The sequence below is a fragment of the Coxiella endosymbiont of Ornithodoros maritimus genome (assembly GCF_907164965.1).
Classification (GTDB): domain Bacteria; phylum Pseudomonadota; class Gammaproteobacteria; order Coxiellales; family Coxiellaceae; genus Coxiella.
In genome coordinates this window covers 1-5,370 of sequence record NZ_CAJRAM010000011.1, presented here as the reverse complement: position 1 = coordinate 5,370, position 5,370 = coordinate 1, and the positions used below count along the sequence as shown (strand labels likewise).

Here is a 5,370-nt window from a genome sequence, read left to right as displayed (position 1 = left end):
AGAGAAGCATCAACTTTACAGCCATTAGGGGTTTATGCTTAAGTTGACGCCTAGGCGTCCCCGCGGGAATGACGGTTAACAATAAAATCTTTTTATAAATCTTCCCATTCTAGATTATTTTTTCCTATTGGCCTTGTGCTGTCTTAATATGTAGTACTATTTTTCCCCAGATGTTGGGTCACAATGTTTAATTAAAAAAAGGGGTAATATCTAACGTTAAAGAAACTATCGATTTATGCCTTTCAAAGATAGAGGAAGGCGAAAATATTTAGTCGGAAATTTCTCTATCATAATCTATAATCAACGGCGCATGATCCGAAAATCGTTCGTCTTTGTAGATTCTTTCTGATTTTACGCTATTTTTTAAATCTGACGTTATCACTTGATAATCAATACGCCACCCAACATTCTTCTCCCAAGCGCAGCCGCGGCTGGACCACCACGTGTATTGATCCCGCTTTTGATTAACCACCCGGAAGGCATCGACCAACTCTATTTTCGTAAAGACTTCATCTAACCAGGCGCGTTCTTCTGGCAAACAACCAGAATGTTTTTGATTACTTTTAAAATTTTTAATATCAATCTCTTTACGAACGATATTCCAATCGCCGCAAATAATGAAAGATCGTTTTGAATGAACGATATTTTTTAATCTTTTCATATAACGATCCATGAAATCAAATTTAATTTTTTGGCGATGTTCACCAGTGCTACCTGAAGGCATATATAACGACGCAACACTTAACGAGCCAAAATCAGCCTGAATATAACGCCCCTCCTTGTCGGCATGTTCCCAGCCTAATCGGGTGGTCACTTGATCGGGTTTTTCGCGACAATAAATACCAACACCACTGTAACCGCTCTTTTCCGCATCGTGGTAATAACAATAATATCCTTTAGGGTAAAATTGATCCCCATTGGGGATTTCAAGGCAAGCTTTTGTTTCTTGTAAACAAACAATATCCGCTTTCTGTCGTTTTAACCAATCAAAAAACCCTCGGCGAGCAGCCGCACGAATACCATTTAAGTTTAAAGTGATAACACGCATAAAAATCTTCTTTTTTTAGTATTTAAGTTGTGCAACAATGACTTTATGAATCAAGCCACAGAAATAGCAAAGTTACTATTTAATATCAAGGCAGTCACTTTAAATTTACATGAACCTTATCGCTATACCTCAGGCATTTTGTCCCCCATTTATTGTGACAATCGTTTAATTATTTCCCACCCTGAAAAACGAAAAGTGATTATCGAAGCTTTTCTTCAACTCATTGAAAAAAATCATTTATCGTTTGACGTCATAGCAGGTACCGCGACTGCCGGCATCCCGCACACCGCCTGGATTGCGGATCGGCTCAATCTCCCCATGATTTATGTTCGCGCTAAAGCCAAGACTCACGGTAAACAAAATCAAATCGAAGGTCGGATCCGAAAAGGTCAGCGGACGCTGATTGTGGAAGATTTAATTAGTACTGGAAAAAGCGCCTTGGCGGTCAGTTTGGCTTTACGAGAAAAAGGAGTGACAATAACCGACTGCATTGCGATTTTTTCTTATCAATTGCCACAAGCGCAGAAAAATTTTTCGGATGCCAATATCAACTGTCATGCACTTTCTCATTTTGATGCCTTAATCGAAATGGCAGTTGATGAAGGTTACATTGATGAAATAGAAAAACAAAAAGCTTTAGCGTGGAATAAAGATCCCGAACACTGGCAACCTTGAGGTACAAGCGACACATGAAAGCGAAGGAAGAAGCACAGGATATAGATTCTGCCATTTAATATTTTCGAAAATCTCGAGAGGCTAATCTCGTTGATCTGGCAAACGCCTTTATTGAAGTCTATAATCTAGAGGATATCTCATCAACCGCTTTAATTGCCTGGGAAATAAGGGAGTTTTTTTAATGATAAAGCACATGAGGACTACGTAAATTATTTTAACTATATTTCAGTTATCTGATGACACTCCGGAGAAAAGTTATTTATTAGGGATGGCTTATTTTCTTGGCGTAGGAGTTAAACAAAATACCGGTCGAGCTAAATTTTTCTGAGAAAAGCGACCAAAGCAGGAGAACCTAACGCCACAGTTGAGCTTTTCGAAATTTATTCAGAAGAGAGGGAAAAGGATCAGGTTCAAATATACTTTAATCAAGGGATCGAAAAAAATCGTCCTCGTGCACAATGGCTTGCCGCTAATCACTCTCTCGAAAAAACAGAACTAGAAAATGCTAAAACGCTCTTCCAAAAAGCCGCTATCAAGGTATGCCGTTAGCCAAACACAATCTGTTTCTTTATCAACGCCAGAATCTAACACCGCTTTTCGAACCTGTGCAAGCAAGCTCAGTAGAAGTATTAGCAAAGCTTAGTTGCGGTATGTGGAAATAAAAATCAAAGAAGCTAAGCAATGTTACGAAGCGGTATTATTCACAAATAATCCACCACGCCATCATCTACCGCTTTGCTTGCTTCCTTGAGCACGAGAATTACTCTAAGGATGCGTGGGGCCTTTTTTTACTACTGCCTGAATGGACCGAAACCGCTTCTTTACTACTCTTTCTGGTATTTTCCAGTATTGCTTATATGTTTTATGAAAAGCGGATCAGTCAAGAATCAAGTCTGCACTCCATGGTTTATTATGGAAAAGCCATTGAATACTGTATAAAAGCTATCGAAAATGAACGATTCGAAGCACTTAACAAGCTCGAAGAAATATTCACTTGGGTTCCAAAAATATTTAATTTAAGTGATTGGAACTATTTTTACGACGCTATCCTCAATAAAGGTCTGCTAGAAGATAATACTACGCTATTACCCTTGGCAATTAAACATTGCGATTCGCTTAAAAATTATTTAATGTCAAATTATAAATCCCTATCTCTTGAAAATTAAGAGTAAATTAAGGCTGGCCTTGGAGATAGCCAATACCCTCTTGGGAGATGAAATAAGAGAAAAAACTCAACGCTTTGGTAAACTGGTTGAGCGCACGAGAAAATCGTGAAGAAAATCTAAGCTTCATAAAAAATGTTATGAACAATATCACTCCCAGTCGCCTATCAATAAAGACTATTTCAAAAGGAGTAAATCTGAAGACACTCTTAGGCGAGAGAAGGAACAGGAACAAAAACACTCTCAAGAATCCTTTACTCTATATTAAAAGGGCAACTCCAACGCATTATCAATCATCCACAACTGCGTTCGAAAGATTTCCTGAATACGCTTCAGTTTTTCTTCTGTATCAGCCTCGAAACGTAAAATTAAATAAGGCGAAGTGTTCGAAGGTCGAATTAACCCCCAGCCATCTTCAAATTCAACGCGCAACCCATCAATTGTAATAAGTTTTGCGTTTCCAAAATCAGCTTTTTTCAATAACCCTTGCATAAAGGGTTGTTTTTTTTCTTCGGTCATTGGCAATTTTAATTCTGGCGTGTTGACGCTATTGGGCAACTCCGCAAAAATCTCACTCGTCCGTTGATTAGTCTGAGAGATAATTCGTAATAAACGCGCTCCCACGTAAATGCCATCATCGAAACCAAACCATTTATCTTTAAAAAAGATATGTCCACTCATTTCTCCGGCCAACGGTGCGCCGATTTCAAAAAGCTTAGCTCTTAAAATAGAATGCCCTGTTCCCCACATGACCGGATTGCCGCCGTATTTTTTTATTATTTCGGCTAAGGAACGCGAACATTTGACGTCAAAAATAATATCAGAACCCGGTAAACGAGATAATACGTCCATTGAAAATAACATCATTTGACGATCGGGCCAGATAATTTCTCCTTTATCCGTCACAATACCTAAACGATCCGCATCGCCATCAAAAGCCAGCCCAAGGTCGGCTTGCGCTTCTTTCACCTTATGGATTAAATCCGTTAAATTGGTGGGAATAGTAGGGTCAGGATGATGATTAGGAAAATAGCCATCCAACTCACAAAATAACTCCACCACTTCACACCCTAGCTTCCGATATAACGCCGGCGCCACTTTGCCGGCAATCCCATTGCCACAGTCTACGACCACTTTCAACGGGCGGTCTAATTGAACATGCTTGGTGACATAAGATTCATAATCTTCGATGATCTCCACACCAACCACTGCTCCATGGCCTTTAACAAAGCGTCCTTCGAGAATACGCGTTCGAATGGCCGCAATCTCCTCTGACCTCAATGTTTTTCCATTCAGAACAATTTTAAAACCATTGTGGTGCCCCGGATTATGACTCGCTGTGACCATCACGCCGGAATTGGTTTCTAAACGATTCGTTGCAAAGTAAACCAGCGGCGTTGGCACTAAACCAACATTAAGCACCACCAGGCCGGTCTCACACAATCCCTGAAGCAAAGCAGCGGTTAATTTAGGACCTGATAAACGCCCATCGCGACCCACAACAATCGCTTTTTGCCCCTGTTCGCGTGCTTCGCTGCCGATCGAAAGGCCAATGGCATAAGCCAATCCCGGTGTTAGTGCCTCCGGGATGACAGGACCGCGAATATCGTAAGCTCTAAAAAGTTCCGCCGGCGCTTCATCGGGGAGACTCAACTGATTAATTTCGTCCTGAGCTGCCAAAACCACCCACTCCTCGTTCGGTAAGTTCAAATTCTTCCACCACCGCAAATTGCGCCTTCAAGACAGGGAGAACGACTAACTGAGCAATTCGGTCGCCCGGCTCGATGGTATAGGATTCTTTACCCCGATTCCAACAAGAAACCACCAGCGATCCTTGATAATCCGAATCAATGAGCCCCACTAAATTGCCCAATACAATCCCATGTTTATGCCCCAATCCCGAACGAGGCAATATAGTCGCCGCTACATTGGAATGGCCTAAATAAATTGCCAATCCTGTGCTAATTAGACAAGTTTCGCCAGGTTCTATCTTAAGCGGCTCATCCAAGCAGGCGCGCAGATCTAAACCCGCGGAACCCGTGGTGGCGTAAGCAGGCAGTGGAAACTCACTTCCTAGGCGTTTATCTAAAATTTTTAATTGAACGAAATATGTCATGGTGCTCCTTCCTCCTGTAAGATACAAAATGTAACGCTTAACACTTCGGCAAACAAGCTATTTACTACCTTCTGCAAAAGTAACCTAATGAAAAGTGCCCCTCCTTAAAGAGGGCGTTATAATGCGCCAACATAGAGTTTCTATTTTTAAAAAAAGGAGCAGGGCCATGAAAGATATTAAAATACTTGGTGTTGGTATTTATTGCAAAAGGGGTTTTTCAACTGTGTGGGATTGATGAGTGGGGTAAGGTGATCCACACGAGAGGGGTTAGGCGCTCAATATGTGCCCACTGTGGCAAGGCCTTAAGGTGGCTTGTGTGGTTGATAGAAGCGTGTGGAGGCGCGAACCATTGGTATCGGGTTCATGGG

The 5,370-nt window shown here is 41.2% G+C and carries 4 protein-coding genes and 2 pseudogenes; 3 read left to right on the top strand and 3 right to left on the bottom strand.

The window, feature by feature from the left end; genetic code table 11:
- Window positions 1-268: 268 nt before the first annotated feature.
- Window positions 269-1,048 carry an exodeoxyribonuclease III gene (locus OWO34_RS01280; RefSeq protein WP_267256279.1) on the bottom strand — a complete coding sequence of 260 codons (780 nt, stop codon included), beginning with the start codon at window positions 1,046-1,048 and terminating at the stop codon, window positions 269-271.
- Between the two features lie 27 nt (window positions 1,049-1,075).
- Here OWO34_RS01280 and pyrE point away from each other — a divergent pair, with 27 nt between their 5' ends.
- Both pyrE and OWO34_RS01270 read left to right on the top strand, forming a co-directional pair.
- The gene (pyrE, locus tag OWO34_RS01275; RefSeq protein ID WP_267256278.1) at window positions 1,076-1,723 is read left to right on the top strand and encodes an orotate phosphoribosyltransferase; all 648 of its coding nucleotides are present in this window, start codon (window positions 1,076-1,078) and stop codon (window positions 1,721-1,723) included.
- Window positions 1,720-3,154: pseudogene (locus OWO34_RS01270) on the top strand (tetratricopeptide repeat protein). The gene pyrE and the pseudogene OWO34_RS01270 overlap by 4 nt, the downstream one beginning before the upstream one ends.
- Here the strand turns inward: OWO34_RS01270 and OWO34_RS01265 are convergent.
- Together OWO34_RS01265 and dut are read right to left on the bottom strand one after the other, a co-directional pair.
- A complete protein-coding gene (locus OWO34_RS01265; protein ID WP_267256280.1) occupies window positions 3,151-4,566 on the bottom strand; it encodes a phosphomannomutase/phosphoglucomutase in 1,416 nt (471 codons plus the stop codon). The pseudogene OWO34_RS01270 and the gene OWO34_RS01265 sit on opposite strands and share 4 nt — an antisense overlap.
- Window positions 4,544-5,029 carry a dUTP diphosphatase gene (dut, locus tag OWO34_RS01260; RefSeq protein WP_267256277.1) on the bottom strand — a complete coding sequence of 162 codons (486 nt, stop codon included), beginning with the start codon at window positions 5,027-5,029 and terminating at the stop codon, window positions 4,544-4,546. The genes OWO34_RS01265 and dut overlap by 23 nt, the downstream gene beginning before the upstream one ends.
- Window positions 5,030-5,168: 139 nt before the next feature.
- On the opposite strand from dut, the pseudogene OWO34_RS01255 reads away from it, so the two are divergent.
- Window positions 5,169-5,370, top strand: a pseudogene (locus OWO34_RS01255) (IS110 family transposase); the annotation flags it as partial.